Genomic DNA, 19,655 nt, shown 5'->3' on the forward strand with positions numbered 1-19,655 from the left:
CGCCGACGCGGCTTGCGCCGCTGCTACAGGGGGGTGCAGCTGGTTATTGGCCTTGGCGCATTTTGTCGATATGAATCCAGAGGTTTTCATCCTCGTAGGATTCGATCACCAGATTGGCGCCGGCGGATCTGAGGGTCTGCGGGGATTGGCTGGTCGACAGCGCGACGGTGAAAAGACCGGCCGCGACTGCGGCCGTCACGCCTGGCACCGAGTCCTCGAAAGCGATGCCAGCCTCGGCCCGGGCACCCAAACGTTGCAAACCGGTCAGGTAGGGCAGTGGATCGGGTTTGGCGCGCTCCAGCTCTTCGGCGACCACCACCTGCGGCAGGCGCTCGGCCAGGCCCAGGGCGTCGAGCATGTGCTCGGCATTGGCGCGCGGAGCGTTGGTCACCACGACCATGCCCAAGCCTTCGCGCTCGGCATGGTCGAGCAGGCGCAGCAGCCCGGCGATAGGCGTCAATTGCGGGGCGAGGTCGCGAAAGCGTGCTTCCTTGCGATCGGCAAAGGCTTCATGCTCGGCCACCGAGCGATCCGGAAACAGGTACTGGCACATGTCGGCGTTGGCCCGGCCACTGGCGTGCAACTGGAATTCTTCGTGGGTGAAGTCGCGGCCTTCCTCGGCCAGCAATTGCTGGACGGCAAGCAGGTGCAGGGCGTCGGTTTCGGTCAGAGTGCCATCGAGGTCGAACAGCAGGGCTTCAAGCATGAATCGTCCATTCCATCCCAGGGTTTGCCTCAGTGTAGCAGCGTCGTCCGGCATTCCGATGCTAACCGCGTGTTACTGGGCGGATGGGGCTTGGCAATTATTTAGTGCGATGTTATTTTGCCACCACCTAAAGAGCCGCTCTTTGATGGCTACTCCCTCAGTAAATACCCTCTGAACAACTGGCCAGTCTCTCGCAGGAAGCTCGAGCCTGTCATTCGCGGGAAAGTGTGATGTCGGATAGTGTCCATGCCGCTGCTCAGGCGTTCGTCTCGAGCGATCGGCTTACCCTGTTGCCTGATCGCCGGCAGTTCCTCACTGACCTGGGGCACCTGTTGCTCCAGCACCCGGATGAGTCGCGCTACCTGGTGCTGATCGATGCCATGGACACCGCCTGGGCCCACGACATGACCCTGGCCTTGGGCATGGTCCCGTTCGAGAACCTGCTGTGCTGCATTGCACGCCGTCTGGTGCGTCTGCGGGCAGGCCAGGGGAGGGTGTATCACATCGGCCGCAAGCGCTTTGCCTTCGTACTGGATGCGCAGCAAGGCGATGTCAGCGGCTACCTCGACATTCTGGTACACGCCCTGCGCTGCACCACCCAGATCGAAGGCATGCCGGTTCGTCCCAGCGTCCGCGCGGGTGTTGCGCCCTTCGTGATCAACTTCGAAGCGGTCCGCGATGCCCTGCGCAAGGCCATGTACGCCGCTGAACTGGCCCTGCTCGCAGGCCAGCCGTGGGCATGGTACGACCCGGTGCGGGACAACGCTTATCGCCGGTCTTTCAAATTGGCTTCCGACGTTACCCAGGCGATGCGTGAAGGTCAGTTGCGCCTGGTGTTCCAGCCACGCTTCGCGCTGCACGAGGGTGAGCAGGTCAGCGCCGAAGCCCTGCTGCGGTGGGAGCATCCACGGCTGGGCCTGGTCTTGCCCGACGAATTCATTCCCGTGCTGGAAAGGAACGCCCTGATTCACAGCGTGACGCGCTGGGTGATCGACGCAGCATTGGCCAAGCTCGCCCAGTGGCCGGTTACCCTTCTGACCCGGCTTTCGGTAAACCTTTCGGCGCTGGATTTCGACGGCCACGACATCACCCAGGTCATCAGCAATGCCTGTCGTACCCATGGCATCGACCCGGAACGTCTGGAAGTCGAGATCACCGAAGGTGAGTGGTTGCGCTCCAATCCGCAGGTGCTCAGCCAGCTGGCGGCCATTCGTGACCTGGGGGTGGATGTGGCGATCGATGATTTCGGTACCGGCTACAGCAATTTTTCCTACTTGCACGAGATCCCGGCCAACGTGGTGAAGCTGGACAAGTCGATGATCACTGGCCTGGAACACAGTCCGCGGCATCAGTTGATCGTCCAGGCGGTGCTGGAACTGGCGCGCAAACTGGGCTACCGAACGGTTGCCGAAGGCGTCGAAACCTTCAAGTGCATGCAGGTGATCCGCGCCCTGGGCTGTGATGAGGCCCAGGGCTTCTATTTCGCACGGCCCATGATCGAACAGGAATTCCTGGGCTGGAGCGGCGCTTCGCGATTTCCATTGCGCAAATTGCTGGTGCCCACGCCGGAGTGATCGAGACCGTTCGACCCCCCGATGGCATGAAGTGAAAATAGACGCTTTACTGTTCATGCATACAGTAGTAAAAATGCACCCATGAACAGATCACTCCCACTCACCGAAGTTTTTTCCCCACGCTGCCTGACCATGAGGGCAGGGCAGTGATGGGCGCCGTGGTCAGCCTGGAAGGGCTGATCGACCAACGTCGCGTCTGGCGCGGTCGCCAGGAGTCCAGCCCCAGCGGCGTGCAGCCGACCGGGCATGCCGCCCTCGACGCCGTGCTGCCCAGCGGGGGTTGGCCACCGGCAGCGCTCAGTGAAATCCTGCTGGCCGCCAACGGCTGTGGCGAATTGCAGTTGCTCTGGCCGACCTTGGCGCGTTTGAGCCAGGCCGGTGAACGAATCGTGTTGATAGCGCCTCCGTTCATTCCCTACCCACATGCCTGGATGGCGGCCGGTGTGCGCCTGCAACACCTGAGCGTGCTGCAAGCTCAAGGTCGGGATGCCTTGTGGGCTGCCGAGCAGTGTTTGCGTTCCGGCAGTTGCGCAGCCGTGCTCTGCTGGCCGCAGAACCCCGACGACAAGGCATTGCGCCGCCTGCAGGTAGCCGCCGAAACCGGCGAAACCCTGGCCTTTGCCTTGCGCGAGCAGCAGGCGGCGCACAACCCGTCGCCTGCTGCCCTGCGGCTGTCGCTGCAAGGGCCTGCCGGGCACGTGCAGATTCTCAAATGTCGCGGCGGGATACCCCCTGCGATGCCCGTCACCTTCGTCAGTTACGCTTGAGATTGCCATGCTGTGGGCCTGCATTCTGCTGCCGCAACTGGCCCTCGATGCCGTGCTGCGCCAGCGCGACGATCCGCAGCAGCCGCTAGTCCTGGTCACCGGCCCGGTGCAGCGGCGAGTGCTGCAGGCGGTGAACCCGGCGGCGCGGGCCCTGGGTCTCAAACCGGGGCAGTCGCTCACCGCCGCCTACATGCTCAGCCGCGATTTTGCCACCGCGCCCTACGACCCGGCACAGATCGAGCACTGGCAAGGCTTTCTGGCGGCGTGGGCCTATCGGTTCAGCTCCCAGGTCAGCGTGCATTATCCTCGTGTGCTGTTGCTGGAAGTGCAATCGACCATGGGCTTGTTCGGGCCATGGCCGCAATTCGAAGCGCGCTTGCGCGATGAACTGAACGCCCTGGGTTTCCGCCATCGCATCACCCTGGCGCCCAATCCGGCCGCGGCGCGGATGCTGGCCAATGCTTATGACGGTTTCGGCGTCGAAGACTCGGATGCCCTGGTCGATGCCCTTCAGCGCCTGCCGGTGGAACGGGTGGGGCTGGCTGCAGACGACGCCACGGCGCTCAAGCGAATGGGCATGCGTCACCTGGGTGAGGTCTTGTCCTTGCCCAGGGCACAACTGGCCAGGCGATTCCCAGCCCAGGTGCTCAGCCATCTCGACACACTCCTGGGGCATCGCCCCCTGGCGCTGGAATTCTTCATTCCTGCGGACGTATTCGACCAACGCATCGAGCTCAATTTCGATGTGGAGTCGAACCAGGCCCTGCTCTTTCCCCTGCGACGCCTGATCAACGACCTGGCGGTTTACCTGGCGGGGCGGGACGTGGGGGTGCAGCGTTTTACCCTGCACCTCAAGCATGCGGACGGCGAAGACACGCGGGTCGAGGTGGGCCTGCTCGCGGCCGAACGGGACGCGGCCCTGCTGTTCGAGTTGGCCCGCGGTCGCTTCGAGCATCTGCAGGTGCCACGGCCCGTGCAGGTCGTACGGTTGAGCGCGCTCGACCTGCCGCGCTTCGTGCCCGCCTGCAAGGAGCTGTTCGATCAGCGGCCGCAACAGACGCAGCCCTGGGAGCAGTTGCGCGAACGCCTGCGCGCACGCCTGGGCGACGATGCCCTGCAGGATCTGCGCGCCCATGCCGACCATCGTCCCGAGCGGGCCTGGCGCAACGATGGTCCTTGGCTGCCGGCCTCAATGGACCTCAGTGCACAGCGACCCGGGTGGTTGCTGGAACAGGCCGAACCCTTGCCCGCCCATGGCTTGCGCGTGCTGGCCGGGCCTGAGCGCATCGAATCGGGTTGGTGGGACGGTGGCGATGTGCGCCGTGATTACTACTTGGTCGAAACCTCGACAGGCCGGCGTGGTTGGGCCTACCGCTCGGTGGGCGATGACACGGCACTGCTGTTGCAAGGCTGGTTCGCATGAGCCAGGGCTATGCCGAGTTGCACTGCCTCTCCAACTTCAGCTTCCAGCGCGGCGCTTCCAGTGCCCAGGAGCTGTTCGCCAAGGCGGCGGCCTTGGGTTATGAAGCGCTGGCGATCACCGACGAGTGCACCCTGGCCGGTATCGTGCGTGCCTGGCAAGCAGCCCAGGCTCACGGGATGACGCTGATCGTGGGCAGTGAGATGCGCATCGAAAACGGGCCCAAGCTGGTGTTGCTGGCGCAGGATCTGGGCGGTTATCAAGCCCTGTGTCGCTTGATTACCCTGGCCCGCCGACGTGCCGACAAAGGCCGGTATCGTCTGCTGCGCGAGGACCTCGACGAGATCGAACGCGAAGGACTGCTGGCGTTGTGGATAGCCGATGAGCCTCATGAACTGGCCCACGGTCATTGGCTCAAAGGACGTTTTGCCGGCCGCCTGTGGCTGGCCGTGCAATTGCACTGCGGCGCGGATGATCAGCGACGCCTGCGCGGCTTGCTCCATCTGGCAGCGACGCTGGGCCTGCCAGCGGTGGCCTGCGGCGACGTGCACATGCACGCCCGTGGGCGGCGCGCCTTGCAGGACACGATGACCGCGATCCGCCATCACGTACCCGTGGCCGAGGCCGGGCATGTGTTGTTCGCCAACGGCGAGCGGCATCTGCGCGGGTTGCCGCAACTGATCGACCTCTATCCGGCCGCGCTCCTCGAGGAAACCCTGCACATAGCCCGGCGCTGCCATTTCGACCTGGGCCAGCTGCGCTATCAGTATCCCCATGAGTTGGTGCCCCAGGGCCATGACGCAGGCTCCTGGCTGCGCCATCTGAGCGCCGAGGGTGCGCGCTGGCGTTGGCCATCGGGGGTAACCGCCGAGGTTCAGGCCTTGCTCGACAAGGAACTGCAACTGATCATCGAGCTGGGCTATGAAAGCTACTTTCTGACTGTCCATGACATCGTGCGGTTTGCTCGCGAGCAGCATATCCTTTGCCAGGGGCGCGGTTCGGCAGCCAATTCGGTGGTCTGTTTCGCCTTGGGCATCACCGAGCTGGACCCGCGTGACACGCACATGCTGTTCGAGCGCTTCATTTCCAAGGAGCGCAACGAGCCGCCGGACATCGACGTCGACTTCGAGCACGAGCGGCGCGAGGAAGTCCTGCAGTACGTTTTTCGTCGCTACGGTCGCGACCGCGCCGCGCTGACCGCCGTCGCCAGCAGTTACCGTGGCCCCGGCGCGGTACGCGACGTTGCCCGGGCGCTGGGCCTGCCACCGGATCAGATCACCGCACTGGCCGATTGCTTCGGCCGCTGGAGCGACCACCTGCCCCCGGTCGAGCGATTGGTCGAGGCCGGGTTCGACATCGACAGCCCGGTGCTCAAGCGCGTCATGGCACTGACCGAGCAACTGATCGGTTTCCCTCGTCACCTGTCCCAGCATCCCGGCGGCTTCGTGATTTCCGAGCATCCTTTGCACACCCTGGTACCGGTCGAGAACGCCGCCATGGCCGAGCGTACGGTGATCCAGTGGGACAAGGATGACCTGGATGCCGTGGGCCTGTTGAAGGTCGACATTCTGGCGCTGGGCATGCTCAGCGCGATTCGTCGCTGTTTCGACCTGGTGCGCGGCTACCGGGGCCTTGATCTGACCCTTTCGACCTTGCCCAAGGAGTGCCCGCAGACCTACGCGATGATCAGCCGGGCCGACACCATCGGTGTCTTCCAGATCGAATCCCGCGCCCAGATGGCGATGCTTCCGCGCCTGCAACCGCGCACGTTCTACGATCTGGTCATCGAGGTGGCCATCGTCCGACCGGGGCCCATCGTTGGCGATATGGTTCACCCGTACCTGCGTCGGCGCAATGGTCAGGAGAAGGTCAGTTACCCCTCTGAAGCCCTCAAAAAGGTTTTCGAGCGGACGTTGGGCGTGCCCCTGTTCCAGGAACAGGTAATGGAACTGGCCATCGTCGCGGCGGGCTACACCCCCGGCGAGGCCGACCAACTGCGGCGCTCCATGGCGGCCTGGAAGCGCCATGGCGGGTTGGAGCCCCACCAGATTCGGCTCACCGAAGGCATGCTGAAAAACGGTTATACCCGCGAGTTCGCCGAACGCATCTTCGAGCAGATCAAGGGCTTTGGCAGCTACGGGTTTCCCGAATCCCATGCCGCCAGCTTCGCCCTGTTGACCTATGCCAGTTGCTGGCTCAAGTGCCATGAACCTGCGGCCTTTGCCTGCGCCTTGATCAACAGCTGGCCCATGGGCTTCTACAGTCCCGACCAGATCCTGCAGGATGCACGTCGCCATCATCTGCAGATCCTGGCCGTGGATGTCTGCCACAGCGACTGGGACTGCAGCCTCGAATCCCGCACCACCGGGCAACCCGCTGTGCGCCTGGGGTTGCGCATGGTCAAGGGGCTGCGCGAAGAGGCAGGGCGTGCGGTGCAGCAGGCTCGCCTGGCCGGGCCGTTTCTGGACGTGACCGATCTGGCCCGCCGCTGTGGGCTGGACAACCGCGCGCTGGAACAGCTGGCCGACGCCAACGCCTTGCTTGGCCTGGTGGGTCACCGCCACCAGGCGCGCTGGGACGTGGCCAGTGTCGAGCAGCAGTTGCCCCTGTTTGCCGATGTGGCGACTGCTCGTGAGGCGAGCGTGGCCCTGCCGGTACCCAGTGTCGGCGAGGACCTGTATGCCGACTACGCCAGCCTTGGCACCACCCTGGGGCCACACCCGCTGGCCATGCTCCGCGAGCGCCTGCAGGCGTTGCGCTGCCGCAGCTCCCAGGACCTGCAGAGCCTGGCCCACGGTCGCCCGGTCACCGTGGCGGGGTTGGTCACGGGCCGCCAGCGACCGTCGACCGCCACCGGGGTGACCTTCGTTACCCTGGAAGACGAGTTCGGCATGATCAACGTGGTGGTCTGGCGTGACCTGGCCGAGCGTCAGCGGCGCGTGCTGGTGGGGTCGCAGATGATGCAGGTCAAGGGTCGCTTCGAGCACAAGGACGGCGTGCGCCATGTCATTGCCGGGCATATGGCCGATGTCAGCGCCATGCTCCACGGGCTGGATATCCGCAGCCGAGATTTCCGCTAGCCAGGCTGCGCGGGGCAGGCAAATGCAGTATTGTTGTGTCCATTCGTAAAAGCCTGTGCTGTTCAGGCGATCGCCAAAGGGTAGAGGGTGTCATGGGTCACGAAAGCATCAACTGGGACAAACTGGGTTTCGACTACATCAAGACCGATCTGCGCTACCTGTCGCACTGGCGCGACGGTGAATGGGATCAGGGTAACCTGACCGAAGACAATGTGTTGCACATCAGCGAAGGCTCTACCGCACTTCACTATGGGCAGCAGTGCTTCGAGGGCCTCAAGGCCTACCGTTGCAAGGATGGTTCGATCAACCTGTTCCGCCCTGACCAGAACGCTCTGCGCATGCAGCGCAGCTGTGGTCGCCTGTTGATGCCGCAAGTCCCCACCGAGGTGTTCATCGAAGCCTGCCGCAAAGTGGTCGCGGCCAACGAGCGCTTCATTCCGCCCTATGGCTCCGGCGGCGCCCTGTACCTGCGTCCTTTCGTGATCGGCGTGGGTGACAACATCGGCGTGCGCACCGCACCCGAGTTCATCTTCTCGATCTTCTGCATTCCGGTCGGCCCTTACTTCAAGGGCGGCATGAAGCCGCACGATTTCGTCATCTCCGGCTACGATCGCGCTGCGCCCAACGGCACCGGTGCCGCCAAGGTCGGTGGCAACTACGCTGCCAGCCTGATGCCGGGCTCCAACGCCAAGAAGGCCAACTTCGCCGACTGCATCTACCTGGATCCACAGACCCACACCAAGATCGAGGAGGTGGGCTCGGCCAACTTCTTCGCGATTACCCAGAACGACGAGTTCGTGACCCCGAAATCGCCGTCGGTATTGCCTGGCATCACCCGTCTGTCGCTGATCGAACTGGCGCAATCGCGTCTGGGCCTGAAAGTGATCGAAGGTGACGTTCTGATCGATCAGCTCGACCAGTTCAAGGAAGCCGGTGCTTGCGGCACCGCGGCGGTGATCACCCCGATCGGGGGTATCGAATACAAGGACAAGCTGCACGTGTTCTACAGCCAGGAAGAAGTGGGGCCGTTCACCCAGCGCCTGTACAAGGAATTGACCGGCATTCAGGCCGGCGACGTGGAAGCACCCGAGGGTTGGATCGTCAAGGTCTGATGCTTCAGGGCAGGCCGGCATCTGGCGCTCGGCTTGCCCCGTATCCCGCCGCCGCTCGCTCGAGCGGCAACCGCCTCTTTTTCCAGCCGCATCGCTACGGTCGAAATCCGGCTAGCTCACCCCAACAGGCGTGTCTGAAAGAAAACGCGATCGTACGATGTACGCGCTTTTTCCATGGCCTGTACTTCGCGTCGCTTGTCCGCGCGTATCAGTCCGACAAAGACGATAGCCGCAAGAACGGACAGTGCGCACCAGCCCAGCAGAAAGGTAATCATGGGTCTCTCCTGTTGATCGCCCGCGCAGGGAGAATCCCCTGCCAATGCTGTATCGGCCTGATGGCACAATGCTTTATACCGAATGTCGGATCAGGTCAGCGGGCGCCTTCAGGGAAATCCGCGACGGATGCAACGATAACCTTCCGTCGTACTCTCAATGTAGGACACTTTTCGAGGGCAAGTAACGATGACGACGCCGGACAAGGACTACATCCAATGGCTGGTCGACCAGTCCATGCTGCACACGGCCAAACAGCGCGCCAAGCTGTACGCCGGACAGGCACGGCTGTGGCAGCGACCCTACGCCCAGGCCAGACCTCGGGACGCCTCCGCCATTGCTTCGGTGTGGTTCACTGCCTACCCAGCTTCCATCGTGACCCGCGAAGAGGGCTCGGTGTTGCAGGCCCTGGGTGACGAAACCTTGTGGCATGCGCTGTCCGAGATTGGTATTCAGGGCATTCACAATGGGCCGTTGAAGCTCTCCGGTGGCCTGCGCGGACGTGAACGCACGCCCAGCGTGGACGGCAACTTCGACCGCATGAGCTTCGACATCGACCCTGAACTGGGCACCGAAGCCGACATGATCCAGCTCAGCCGCATGGCCGCCGCGCACAATGCCGTGGTCATCGACGATGCGATCCCCTCGCACACTGGTAAAGGTGCGGATTTTCGTCTGGCCGAAATGGCCCATGCGGACTATCCAGGCCTCTACCACATGGTCGAGATCAAGGAGGAGGACTGGGGGCTGTTGCCTGAAGTGCCGGCCGGTCGTGATGCGGTCAACCTGACCCCGGAAGTCTGCGACATCCTCAAGGACAAGCACTACATTGTTGGCCAGTTGCAGCGGGTGATCTTCTTCGAACCGGGCGTCAAGGAAACCGACTGGAGCGCCACCCCGGTGGTGGTCGGCGTGGACGGCAAGCCCCGGCGTTGGGTGTACCTGCACTACTTCAAGGAAGGTCAGCCTTCACTCAACTGGCTGGACCCGACCTTCGCCGCGCAGCAGATGATCATTGGCGATGCCCTGCATTCCATCGACGTGATGGGCGCGCGCATCCTGCGCCTGGACGCCAACGGTTTCCTGGGAGTCGAGCGGCGTGCCGAAGGCCCGGCCTGGTCCGAAAGCCATCCGCTGTCGGTCAACGGCAACCAATTGCTCGGCGGTGCCATTCGCAAGGCCGGGGGTTTCAGCTTTCAGGAGCTGAACCTGACCATCGACGATATCGCCTCCATGTCCCACGGCGGCGCGGACCTGTCCTACGACTTCATCACTCGTCCGGCCTATCAACATGCGTTGCTGCTGGGCAACACCGAGTTCCTGCGGCTGATGCTGCGGCAAGTGCATGCTTTCGGTATCGACCCGGCTTCACTGATTCACGCTTTGCAGAATCACGACGAGTTGACCCTGGAGCTGGTGCACTTCTGGACCCTTCACGCTCACGATACCTACCTGTACCAAGGCCAGACCTTCCCCGGCAACATTCTGCGCGAGCACATCCGCGAAGAGATGTACGAGCGCCTGGCCGGTGAGCACGCGCCCTATAACCTTAAGTTCGTGACCAACGGGGTTTCCTGCACCACCGCCAGCATCATCACGGCGGCCCTGGGTATTCGTGACCTGGAAGCCATCACCGAGCAGGACATCAAGCAGATCCAGCACATTCACCTGCTGCTGGTGATGTACAACGCGATGCAGCCTGGCGTGTTCGCCCTGTCGGGCTGGGACCTGGTCGGCGCTCTGACTCTGCCGGCCGAAGAAGTCGCGCATCTGATGGAAGATGGTGACACGCGCTGGATCCACCGTGGCGCATACGACCTGGTGGGCCTTGATCCAACCGCAGAGTTCTCCGCTGGAAACATGCCGCGTCCGAAGACCTTGTACGGCAATCTGGTCGACCAGTTGCAGCGTCCAGACAGTTTTGCCTCGCAGTTGAAGAAGATTCTGGCGGTGCGGCGTGCCTACGACATTGCAGCCAGCAAGCAGATTCTGATCCCGGATGTGCAGCATCCCGGGCTGTTGCTGATGGTCCATGAACTGCCAGCGGGCAAAGGCACGCAGATCACAGCGTTGAACTTCAGCAACGAGCCGATCGTGGAGACCCTGCATCTGCCAGGGATCGCGGCAGGTCCGGTGGTGGACATCATCAACGAGCGGGTCGAGGGCGATCTGACCGAAGACGGTGAATTCACCATCACTCTGGACCCGTATGAGGGCCTGGCCCTGCGTGTGGTGAGTGCTTCGCCGATCTGATCGGTTGCTGGCGCCGATGCGGACCTCGCATCGGCGCTTGGAAAGCAAATCCCGGAAAGCACTGAGGGGAGCCTAGGCTCCCCTCAAGGTTTTTTCTGCATGCTCTGTTTTTATTATTAAGGGGCGACTTGTTGTTGTAGTTGTTGGTCGTGACCCGTACCGCGTGTTGTGCGATCCCCATGCGGGATCAAGAGCAAACGTATTTTTTTGAGCGCTGATCTGCTTTCATCATCGATCCAACCAGTGGGTAGCTACTGAACGTAGTTTTGTTGTTCTCTACCTGGCTGCGGGGCAAGCCCCTGAAAAGCCCATCTTCTCCAAAAAAATCTGTTAGCTACGTCTCTGTCGCGTTTGTTCTTGTTATGTCAGAGTCGTTTCGTCTTGTTGTTATTGGTTTGTCGCGTTGTTGTTATTGTTGTACGTAAGTTATAGCAGGGTGCGTGCCAACTTTTTAAATATCTTTATAATCAATGGCTTAGGATTTCTGCGTAAGCGTGGTGCGACAGAGTGACGCAGATTTGTTCCCATGTTACCCGCTTCGCGTTCCCCATCGGCAGGACCGGTAACACTTTGTGTCCGGGTGCCGCACAGGTGACACCCTGACGGCTATGGGTTGATCCACACTTCCACCCGACGATTCTTGATTCGCCCCTCATCGACCGCATTGGTCGCCACCGGCAGCTGCGCACCCAGGCCCTGGATGTCGCGCACCACCACGCCGGCCTTGACCAGCTCCCGGCGCACCGCCATGGCTCTGAGCCGAGACAGCAACACGGCGCGGGCGGGATCGTCCTTCGCATCGCCAAAACCCACCAGCGTGGTTTTTTTCTGCAGCAAACCATGACGGCCAAGGTAGTCCTGCACCCGAACCACATCGGCCAACGCTTTGTTATCCAGCGTGGCGCTGCCCTCGGCGAAGCGAAAGCTGACCGACAGGCGCAGGCCGTCACGGGCCAGTTGCCGATAGAGCAGGGGCATGTCGGGCGAAGTCGGGACGCTCATGGCCTTTACCGTTTGCGCCACGAATCCCTGGCTGGCGACGATGCCCTGGCCCGCTTCGCTCTGGGCGAAGGCGATCAGCGCGTCGGCCCAGGGCGAGGGACGTGTGGGCGCGCTGTACAGGTAGAGCCGTCGGCTCAGCGGATAGTCCTGGGTTGCGATCAAGCTGACCGTAGGCGCCATGGGCTGGCTGGCACCGTCGACGATCGCCAGGGCTCGGGCCTTGCGCACCGAGGCCAGGCCGATGAAACCGATGGCTTGGCGATCGGCACTGACCCGATCCGACAATTGCTCGCTGGATTCCAGTCTCAGCGCGTGGCTGCTCAGTTGGCTGCCATAAGGGCTCAACACCTGGTCGCGGAAAGTCTCCCACGTGCCCGAGCGATCGTCCCGGGCCAGTACATGGATCGGCCCACGGCCACCGAGCACGCGCCAGTCGTCGATCTCGCCACTGAACACCTGGGCAAGCTGCTGCGTTGTCAGTTGTCGAAGGGGATTGTCCGGATGAACGATGACCGCCACGCCATCGATGGCGATCACGTGTTCGGCGGCGAAACTGGTCAGATCACCCAGAGGCGCCAGTCGGGCACGTTCCAGGTCACTGATCGGTCTGGATGAAGCGGCCAGGTCTGCCTGGCCGCCCAGCAGGCCGTCGAAGCCGGTGCTGGAACCGTGGGCGGCGATGGCAAAGCGCAGCGGTGAGCCATTCGGCTCGTGCGCGGTGATGAGTTGTTCGCCCGAAGCAGGGGTGAACGTCTGGATATCCTGCAGGCCGCGGGCTTCGAGCAGGCCGCGCACCAGGGCTGGGAGCAGCGCCGCACCGAGGGTGTTGGAGCCCTGGATGCGCAACGTATCCGGGCCCGCGAGGGCGCCGCTGCACAGGCTCAGGATGCACAGCATGAAAAACAGACGGTGCATGGCGAATTACCGGGTCAGGAAGCCTCGCAGATTAAGTCAGTCGTGTTGCAGAGCGATGACGGCCGCTATTGCTGCGCGCGTCGTTCGCGGCCGATGACCGCTCCTACAGAAGCATCTGACTCACACCTTGCGCTTCACCGAAATCGACGATGCCGCGCTGATCACCAGATCGGCATAGCGCTTGGTATCGCGCTCCGGGACCCAGCGCGAGCGAGAGACTGCCAGATTCACCGCGCCGATCCCGCGGCCGTTGCCATCGACGATGGCCGCCGCGGTGGAAACATCGCCGTAGAAGAACTGGTCTTCGGTGTGCGCATAGCGACGCTGGCGGATCTGCTCGATGCTGGCCCAGATCTGCCCGCGATCGGTGATGGTAGCCGGTGTGTGCTGGACGAACTGGCTGCGGTCGAAGATATCGTTCACTTCATCGTCACTGTAGGTCGCCAGCAACGCCTGACCGGGCGCGGTGCACCAGGCCGGTAGACGAGTGCCGATGATGACGCTGGCGTTGAACACGTGCCGGCTGACGATGCGTTGCACGTAGACGATGTCGGTGCCGTCGAGCACCGTCAGGTTGGTCGCCTCTTCGGTGTCCGCGCTCAACTGTTGCAGATAGGGTGCGGCGCGGGTCACCAGTTCGCTGGACGTCAAGTAGTGATAGGTGAAGTCCAGCAGCCGCGGCGACAGCTCGTACTTCTTGCTGCTGTCCTTGTTCAGATAGCCCAAGGTCGCCAGGGTGTGGGTGAAGCGCTGGGCAGCGCTGAGGTCCATGCCGGTCAGTGCGGCGATGTCGGACAGCGACAACTGGCGCTGGCTGCCGTCGAAGGCCATGAGCACTTTCATGGCCTTGTCGACGGACTGCACGTAGAGCGAGGAGGCCGTGGGATCGGCAGGTGGGGTCTTTGGGGTACGGGCCATGAACGCAACACAGTGGTGAAAAAAACCGATTATCCGGCAGATGCCTGGTACTTTCTATCGCTATTCACTAGAACGTTACCGTGCAAGTCGGGCCTGGTCCCGCATTCAACTGCGGCTGTCCCAGGCCAGGCTGGCGTCCTTGGGCAGCAGGTGTTTCTTGATGCGTTCGCTGGGGGTCAACTCGAACCCCTCCACTTGCCGGTAGTAGCGTGGCAATTGATAGGAGGCGCACCGGCGAGCGGCCCATTCGAGTACGGCTGGCCAGTCCGGGGGGGTATCGGTCTGCAGTTGCACGTACAGCAGGATTTCCTGCTCGCCGACCGTCGATTCGACCCCGATCGCGGCGCAGGCCTGCACCGCTGGATGCCCACTGAACACCCGCTCCACCTCCCAGGCAGACACGTTCTCGCCCCGCACGCGCATGCTGTCGGTACGACGACCGACGAAGAACAGGTCGCCCTCGGCATCCATGCGAGCCATGTCTCCGGTGAACAGGCGGCCGTCGCGCAAGGCGCTGGCCGTCGCTTCCGGGTTGTCGAGGTAGCCGGGCAGAAAGACGCCGTCGACCTCGCTGGCGAGTACGATTTCGCCCAATTGCCCGACTTCGACGGGCTTGCCGTAGGGGTCCAGCAGTTCCAGGCTCAGCCATGGCAAGGCGCGGCCGATCGAGCCGGGCTTGCCGGTGCGGTTCAAGGTAGCGAAGCTGGAACACTCGGTCATGCCATAGCATTCGCGCAGCTTGCAGCCGAAACGCTGCTCGATCGCCGCCCAGTTGGCCAGGCTGACACCCGCGCCCCACAAGGTGCGCAGAGCGTGGTGGGCAGGCCACTGCTGTTCGGGTTGCTGCATGAGGATATCGATGATCCCGCCAAGGTAGTGCAATTGCGTGGCCTGCACTTGCACGCACTGCGCCCAGAACTTGCTTGCGGAAAACCGCTGCACCACGTTCAGGCTGACCTCGGCCAGAAAGGGCATCAACAGCATCTGTGCACCGCCGATGTGGCACAGCGGTTCCCACAGCAGCAGACGATCGCCGGCATTGACGTCGGCGACCTGCAATACCGCTTCACTGGCGATGCGCAACATGCGATGAGTGAACACCACGCCCTTGGGCGCCCCGGTGGTGCCAGAGGTGTAGATCACACAGAGCGTGGCGTCGGTCGCGCTGTCTTCCAGGCGCAGTGTTGCGGCCGGGCAGGCCAGCGCCTGCTCGTGCAGCGTGTTGATGTCGACACAGTCAAGGTGGCCTGCGGCACTGCCCGCCAGGCGCTCGGCAAACTCGACGTCGCCAACCACAAGGTCCGGACGCGCATGTTCGAAAGGGTAGTCCAGGCCCGGCCCGCGCAGCTTGGTGTTGATGGGAATCCACACCAGGCCGCTGAGGATCAGTGCATAGATCAATACGATCTGGTCGTCGCTGTTGCCCAGCATGACCGCGACCCGGTGTCCGGCCCGCAGGCCACGTTCGGCCAGTACCTGTTGCAGCGCGGCGACCCGCTGGCGCAATTCCCGTGTAGTCAGGGAACGACCTTCGAACGTGACGCGTACAGCGTCGTCATCGATCATCAGGCCAGCATGGATAAGCGGTGCGGTGGTCAGTTGATCCTGACTGATGCGATGCGGGAAGAATCGAGTGTATGGATGCATCGTTCAGAGCCCTTGACGTTTGGAATTGGAGCGCCGTGAGACCCATTGGGCGACCACGGCAAACAGCACGATGAACACCAGCAAGGTGGTGGAAACCGCAGCCAGGGTCGGCGTCAGCGCCAGTTGGATGCTGTCCCACATCTGCTTGGGCAAGGTGGTATTGATGCCGCCACTGACGAAGATGGCGATGGTCAGGTCGTCGAACGAAGTGATGAAGGCCAACAGGAATGCCGAGACAAGGCTTGCCGACATCAGCGGCAGGGTTACGGTGCGCAGGCGAGTGAATGCGCCGGCACCCAGGATTCGCGCGGCATCATCCAGACGCCAGTCGTATTGCTTGAAGGCCGCGGACAGGGTCACCACTACATAGGGCAGTGCCAGTACGGTATGGCCCAATACCAGGCCGATGTCCTTGCCGGCCAGTCCCAGCCGGGAAAACAGGTAGAGCAGGCCGAGGGCGATGACGATGCGCGGCACGATCAGCGGTGCGATGAACAGGGCGAACAGGCCCTTGCGCCAACCTGCGCTGACCCGTGTCAGTGCCAGGGTCGCGCCAAAGCCCAGCACCAGGGCCAACAAGGCCGTGGCCACACCGACGCCCAGCGAACGCAACAGCGCCGCCTGCCATACCGCGGACGTGAAGAATTCTTCGAACCACTTCAGGCTGAACAGCTTGGGTGGAAAGGCAATGAACGGGCTGCTGGTGAAGGCCAGCGGGACGACCACCAGCACTGGCAGGATCAACAGCATGACCAACAACACGCTGTAGCCCGTGAGCAGCACACCGTCGCCACTGCGCCGGGGAGCGTTGCCCTTGCCGGAAAACAGATGCCCGAGCCAGATCAGCATCTGCAGGCCGCGCCCGGACTGGCGCTCCCTGGGCGCCTCGCCGCCCAGCGACGACAGCCCGGCGATGCGATCGTAGATCACGAACACCACAAGCGAGCAGGCCAGCAGCACCACCGAGAGGGCGCCGGCAAAGTTCATGTCGAACAGGTCGAGCACCGAGGAAATCACCAGTTGCGCCACCATCATTTCCCGTGGCGAACCCAGCAGCGCAGGCACGATGAAGAAGCCCAGGCTGGTGATGAATACCAACAGCCCAGCGGCGGCAATGCCCGGCGCCGACAGCGGCAGGAAAATGCTGAAGAAACTCATCGATCCGCTGGCGCCGAGGGTCTGCGCGGCGGGCGCTAGGCGTTGGTCGATGCTGCGCATGATCGGCAGCAGGGTGATCACCGCCAGCGGCAGCATCGAATGAACCATGCCGATCAGCACCCCGGAAAGTGCCGGGACCAATCCGGATGGATTGTCCAGCACATCGGCGGCCAGTGTGGTCAGCAGTCCTTTGCGCGACAGCAGCAGCATCCATGCGTAGGTCTTGACCAGGTAGCTGGTCCAGAACGGCAGCATGATCCACAGCAACCAGCGCTCGCGGCCCATGGGCGAGAGGCGCGTGAGCAGGTAAGCCACGGGGTAGGCCAGCAGTACCGAAAGTAATGCCGTCAGTGCCGAGATCCAGAAGGTGATGCCCAATACGCGTGCATATACCGGGGTCGAGGCGATCCGTTCGAAGTTGCCCAGGCTCAGCTCGCCGCTTGTGTTCTGAAAACTGCCCATGAGCATTTCCGCGACCGGCAACAGAAAAAACAGCGCCAGGAACAGCAGGGCGGGGATGGCCGGAATCAGGCCCTTGCGCCAGCTCATGACACGGCCTGCGCGGGCAGCAGGGTAGCCCGGGTCGGGTCCCAGGCGATGCCCACCGGGTCGCCGATGCGGGGGCTGAGGTCGCGCGAACAGCGCACGCTGAAGCGATTGCCCGAGGGCAGTCGGACCAAGGCGCGGGTATCACTGCCCAGGAACACGCATTCATCCACGGTGCCTTGCAGCAGGCCTGCGGCGGGGTCGGTGAGGCGCGCGGCTTCGGGCCGGATCAGCAGAAACGTTTCGGTCCCTGCGCTGGGCGCCTGGTGCCCGGCGCATCCGGTCAGGTCCAGCCGTTGACCTTCGACCTGCAGGTGGCCAGCACTGTCGCGCTGGCCCTGCAACAGGTTGGAATGGCCGATGAATTCGGCTGCAAAGCGTGTGGCCGGGCGATCGTACAGTTCTTCTGGCGTCGCCAGCTGCTCGATCCGCGCCCGGTTCATCAGGCAGATGCGGTCGGACAGAGTCAGCGCCTCTTCCTGATCGTGGGTGACATAGATGAACGTGGCTCCCAGCTCCTTGTGCATGCGGCGGATTTCCAGCTGCATGTGCTCGCGCAGGTTCTTGTCCAGCGCGCCCAATGGCTCATCGAGCAGGATGATCGAGGGTCGATAGGCGAAGCAGCGCGCCAGGGCGATGCGTTGCTGCTGACCACCAGACAATTCGTTCGGGTAGCGATGCGCGAAGTCTTCCATGCGCACCATGGACAGGGCATCGTCGACTGCCTGGCTGACCTCGGCCTTGGGGTACTTGCGCATGCGCAAGCCGTAGGCCACGTTATCGCGCACGCTCATGTGCGGAAACAGCGCGTAGCTCTGGAACACCAGGCCGATGCCACGCTTGCCGGGGGCGATGTGGGTGGCGTCCTGGCCATCGATCAGCAACTGACCGCTGTCGGGCGGGACCAATCCGGAAATCATCTGCAGCAAGGTGGTCTTGCCCGAGCCCGAAGGCCCGAGCAGGGTCAGGAACTCGCCCTCGCGCACCTGCACATCGGTGGGCTGCAGGGCGACGAACTGACCATAGGTCTTGCCCAGGCCACGGGTTTCAAGTTTCACGCTCATGCATCGACTCCCTTACGACAAGATCCAGGCGTTGAACCGCTCGGTCACGGCGGTGCGGTGCTCCGCCCACCAGGCCGGGCTGGGCAGGCGCATGTGTTCCAGGTTCTGCGGCGCAGTGGGCAACAGCGCTGCGCGCTCGGGGGCGATGAACTCGAACGACTTGCGGTTGGTCGGGCCATAGGCCAGCGTGTCGGTGAAATCGGACTGGCGCTTGGCATCGGCGCAGAAGCGCACGAACTGCTTGGCCATGTCAGCGTGTGGCGTGCCCTTGGGAATCGCCCAGCCCTCGATGGAATACAGCCCCTGGTTCCAGACGATCTGCACCGGAGCGCCATTGTCGATGGCCGCCTGGGCGCGGCCGTTCCAGGCCGAGATCATGTCGACTTCGCCGCTCTGGATGGCCTGCATCGCCTGCGCACCGGAGGTCCACCACAGGTCGATGTGCGGTTTGATCTTGTCCAGGCTCTTGAAGGCGCGGTCGACGTCCATCGGGTACAGCTCGTCGAGGCCGACGCCGTCGGCCAGCAGTGCCTGTTCCAACGTGTCCAAGGGGCTGCGGCGCAGGCAGCGACGGCCGGGAAACTGCTCGACGTTCCAGAAGTCCGCCCAGCTCTGCGGGCCCTTGTTATTCTTGAAGGTGTCCGTGCGGTAGGCCAGCACGGTGGAGTACACATCGACGCCCAGGAAGTTGGGAGTGATCGCTTCGGGCAACAGGTCGGGGTATTCACTGGCCGACAGACCGATGGGTTCGAGAAAGCCCTGGGCTTCGAGGTAGGGGATATCGGCGGAGATGGTCAGGGTGGTGACGTCCCAGACATAGTTGCGGGTTTTCACCATGGCCGAAAACTGCGCCACGGGTTGTGATTCGCGGGCGACGCTGATGACCTTGATGCCGGTGGCTTTTTCGAAAGGGTCGTAGAAGGCCTTGCGGTAGGCCTCGGTGTAGGGGCCACCGGGATCGGAAACGATGATCTGCTTGTCGGCGGCGCGGACTACGCTGGGCAGACCGCAGACCAGAGCGACGGTGGCACCAGCCTTGAGCAACTGACGGCGTCCGGGGTTGGAAGGTGTGTGCATGACAGTCTCCTACAAAAAACGAATGGATCGTTGGGTAGTCAGGACGTCGGCAGTCAAGGTGTTGCATAAAGCCGGGGTAGGTACATGGCCGCCGCCGTGCGTAGTGCGATCTGTGGGAGAGGACCCTGTGGGAGCGGGTCTCT

Annotated in this window: 14 protein-coding genes; 6 read left to right on the forward strand and 8 right to left on the reverse strand. The window is 62.9% G+C overall.

Annotation, left to right across the window (positions count from 1 at the left end):
• Positions 1-43 precede the first annotated feature (43 nt).
• Positions 44-706 carry an HAD family hydrolase gene (locus tag B2V21_RS14870; protein WP_056842794.1) on the reverse strand — a complete coding sequence of 221 codons (663 nt, stop codon included), beginning with the start codon at positions 704-706 and terminating at the stop codon, positions 44-46.
• 230 nt (positions 707-936) lie between these two features.
• Here B2V21_RS14870 and B2V21_RS14875 point away from each other — a divergent pair, with 230 nt between their 5' ends.
• The 5 genes from B2V21_RS14875 to B2V21_RS14895 all read left to right on the forward strand — a co-directional run bounded on the left by B2V21_RS14875 (position 937) and on the right by B2V21_RS14895 (position 8,659).
• A complete protein-coding gene (locus tag B2V21_RS14875) occupies positions 937-2,280 on the forward strand; it encodes a putative bifunctional diguanylate cyclase/phosphodiesterase (protein WP_286917252.1) in 1,344 nt (447 codons plus the stop codon).
• 149 nt (positions 2,281-2,429) lie between these two features.
• Positions 2,430-3,047 carry a translesion DNA synthesis-associated protein ImuA gene (gene imuA, locus B2V21_RS14880; RefSeq protein ID WP_286917253.1) on the forward strand — a complete coding sequence of 206 codons (618 nt, stop codon included), beginning with the start codon at positions 2,430-2,432 and terminating at the stop codon, positions 3,045-3,047.
• Positions 3,048-3,054: 7 nt separating this feature from the next.
• The gene (locus B2V21_RS14885) at positions 3,055-4,470 is read left to right on the forward strand and encodes a Y-family DNA polymerase (RefSeq protein ID WP_286917254.1); all 1,416 of its coding nucleotides are present in this window, start codon (positions 3,055-3,057) and stop codon (positions 4,468-4,470) included.
• Positions 4,467-7,547 carry an error-prone DNA polymerase gene (locus tag B2V21_RS14890; protein WP_286917255.1) on the forward strand — a complete coding sequence of 1,027 codons (3,081 nt, stop codon included), beginning with the start codon at positions 4,467-4,469 and terminating at the stop codon, positions 7,545-7,547. Before B2V21_RS14885 ends, B2V21_RS14890 begins: the two co-directional genes overlap by 4 nt.
• A gap of 92 nt (positions 7,548-7,639) precedes the next feature.
• Positions 7,640-8,659, forward strand: a complete 1,020-nt coding sequence (locus B2V21_RS14895; RefSeq protein ID WP_090358426.1) for a branched-chain amino acid aminotransferase — start codon at positions 7,640-7,642, stop codon at positions 8,657-8,659.
• A gap of 116 nt (positions 8,660-8,775) precedes the next feature.
• Here the strand turns inward: B2V21_RS14895 and B2V21_RS14900 are convergent, their stop codons facing one another.
• Entirely contained in the window at positions 8,776-8,934 is a 159-nt protein-coding gene (locus B2V21_RS14900; protein WP_167649305.1) for a hypothetical protein, read from the reverse strand.
• A 187-nt stretch (positions 8,935-9,121) separates the two neighbouring features.
• Here B2V21_RS14900 and treS point away from each other — a divergent pair, with 187 nt between their 5' ends.
• Complete coding sequence (treS, locus tag B2V21_RS14905; protein ID WP_122742838.1) at positions 9,122-11,185, forward strand: maltose alpha-D-glucosyltransferase; 2,064 nt, start codon at positions 9,122-9,124, stop codon at positions 11,183-11,185.
• A gap of 606 nt (positions 11,186-11,791) precedes the next feature.
• Here the strand turns inward: treS and B2V21_RS14910 are convergent.
• The 6 genes from B2V21_RS14910 to B2V21_RS14935 form a co-directional block, all read right to left on the reverse strand.
• A complete protein-coding gene (locus B2V21_RS14910) occupies positions 11,792-13,102 on the reverse strand; it encodes a substrate-binding domain-containing protein (RefSeq protein WP_376787056.1) in 1,311 nt (436 codons plus the stop codon).
• Positions 13,103-13,222: 120 nt separating this feature from the next.
• Positions 13,223-14,020 carry an IclR family transcriptional regulator gene (locus B2V21_RS14915; protein ID WP_201782759.1) on the reverse strand — a complete coding sequence of 266 codons (798 nt, stop codon included), beginning with the start codon at positions 14,018-14,020 and terminating at the stop codon, positions 13,223-13,225.
• 105 nt (positions 14,021-14,125) lie between these two features.
• Entirely contained in the window at positions 14,126-15,667 is a 1,542-nt protein-coding gene (locus B2V21_RS14920; RefSeq protein WP_286917256.1) for an AMP-binding protein, read from the reverse strand.
• Positions 15,668-15,670: 3 nt separating this feature from the next.
• The gene (locus B2V21_RS14925; protein WP_286917257.1) at positions 15,671-17,374 is read right to left on the reverse strand and encodes an ABC transporter permease subunit; all 1,704 of its coding nucleotides are present in this window, start codon (positions 17,372-17,374) and stop codon (positions 15,671-15,673) included.
• Complete coding sequence (locus B2V21_RS14930; RefSeq protein ID WP_286917258.1) at positions 17,371-18,435, reverse strand: ABC transporter ATP-binding protein; 1,065 nt, start codon at positions 18,433-18,435, stop codon at positions 17,371-17,373. The genes B2V21_RS14925 and B2V21_RS14930 overlap by 4 nt, the downstream gene beginning before the upstream one ends.
• 12 nt (positions 18,436-18,447) lie before the next feature.
• Complete coding sequence (locus B2V21_RS14935) at positions 18,448-19,512, reverse strand: ABC transporter substrate-binding protein (protein WP_286917259.1); 1,065 nt, start codon at positions 19,510-19,512, stop codon at positions 18,448-18,450.
• Positions 19,513-19,655 lie beyond the last annotated feature (143 nt).

Origin of the sequence: Pseudomonas sp. UBA6276 (assembly GCF_002438365.1) — a bacterium.
GTDB classification, from domain to species: domain Bacteria; phylum Pseudomonadota; class Gammaproteobacteria; order Pseudomonadales; family Pseudomonadaceae; genus Aquipseudomonas; species Aquipseudomonas coleopterorum.